We start from the raw sequence: 1,780 nt of genomic DNA on the forward strand, positions 1-1,780 counted from the left end.
CGGATCGAGGTATTTCTGGCCTTCGATCCTGTCGAGCAGCCACAGGGCCAGCGACGGCGGCAAATAGGCTTCAAATCGCAACCCGCCCTCTGCGACCTGGTTGCGGAGCCGCTTGGCCTGTTCGACGGCATGGGCCTTGTCGGCGGGATCGGGCCATTCAAAGGCGTCGTCGGTATCGGTCATGGGTTCATCCTTCATGCTTGGTCGAACAGCCCCCGGAACTCGGAATCGGCGTAATAGGCGAGCTTGCCGGCGACGATGGGCCGTTGCCCGGCGAGGAACAGCAATTCGACATGCTGCGGCAGGTTGCGGACCTCATCGGGGGTCAGCAGCGGCCGGGCCGTGTGTTGCTCGCCGTAGGAGAGGCCGGATTTGTCGGAATCGAGCGCCCGGCTCATGGTCTGGAACACAACGGTTTCCTGCCCGAGCAGATCGGAGACAAGCCGGGCGCTGTCGTGATCGTTGACGCCGAACACCTGTAGGACGCCGGCGTTTGACAGGAAGGTGCCGGCGCGCTGCCCGTAGGTGGCGCGGAGCTGGTGAACGTCTTGCAGGATCGGCCAGAGCTGGACGCCATAGCCGGCCATGAGGCCCATTGCGCGCTCGACGGGGGCGAGATGGCCGAGGGCGGCGAACTCATCCAGCAGGTAGAGGACCGGCACGGCCGGCTTGGCGGGGTCGCGCGCCATGTCGGTCAGGCTTTGCGCGACGAGCAGGCGCAGCCAGCGGGAATAGGTGGCGAGCCGATCGGGCGGCAGGACGAGGAACACCGAGGCGTTGCGGTGCTTGAGATCGGCAAAGCGGAAATCCGAGCGGCCGAGGACCGCGACCATGCGGGGGCTGTCGAGGAAATGGGTATGGCGCTGCGCGGCCGAGAGGACGCCGGCCGCTTCCCGGTCGGATTTGCCGAGGTGGCGGTTTGCGGCGCGGGCGATCAGGCCGCCGGCGGCGGTTGACGCCTGCATGTCCTTCAGGAGCGCCGCGAAGGCTTCAGGGGCGAGGGTGAGGGCTTCGCGCAGGGTGGCGAGGTTTCGCCTGTCGCGCGGCTCGCTGGCGGCAATATGGAGGATCAGGCCGGCAATGAGCGCCTTGGCTTCCTCGTTCCAATGGGCTTCCCCGGCCATGCCCGGTTCATCGAACACGAGGGCGTCGGCTAGGGTGCTGGCATCTTCCGCGACATCGAGGCCGGCCGGGTCGAGCTGGTCGAGGGGATTGAAGGCGGCCGAGGGCTGGCCGGTGACGCCGAAGGGGTCGAGGACGTGGACCGGGCCGAAGGTCTGGCGGGCGCGACCGGCGATCTTGGCATTTTCGCCCTTGGGGTCGATGCAGATCACGGAGCGGTCGGCCGTGAGCAGATTCGGGATGATGGTTCCCACCCCCTTGCCGGTGCGCGTCGGTGCCATTGTCAGCAGATGGGCCGGGCCGTCATAGCGCAGGAGCTTCCCGGTCTTGCCGTCGCGGCCGATCAGCAGGCCGGAATCGGCGCGGGCGAGGGCGGCGGTTTCCTTGTCGGTGGCGAAGCGGGCCGAGCCGTGGGTTTCGCCGTCCATATCCCCGAAATGGATAATCAGGGGATTGGTGAGGAAGCGGAAGGCGAGCGCCAGCAGCACCAGCAGCGTGACGAGATCGAGCAGGAGAACCGGAACCGAGCCGACGCGGAAGCCCATTTGTTCGAGAGCGAAGCGGCCGCCGAAGCCGACGACGAACAGGACGATAACAAGGAGGAACAGAAGCCCGAGAAGCGGTTTCCAGATGCGGAAAGGTGCGGCGAGCAGAGCGA

The 1,780-nt window shown here is 66.8% G+C and carries 1 protein-coding gene and 1 pseudogene; both read right to left on the reverse strand.

The genetic code is table 11. From position 1 onward, the window contains the following. Positions 1 to 183, reverse strand: a pseudogene (locus ACFPLB_RS17580) (hypothetical protein); the annotation flags it as partial. Between the two features lie 11 nt (positions 184 to 194). Next, positions 195 to 1,780, reverse strand: a 1,586-nt coding sequence (locus tag ACFPLB_RS17585) for a type IV secretory system conjugative DNA transfer family protein (protein ID WP_378232091.1), incomplete at its 5' end; no start/stop codon positions are given.

The organism is Aquamicrobium segne, from assembly GCF_042656785.1.
Classification (GTDB): Bacteria; Pseudomonadota; Alphaproteobacteria; order Rhizobiales; family Rhizobiaceae; genus Mesorhizobium; species Mesorhizobium segne.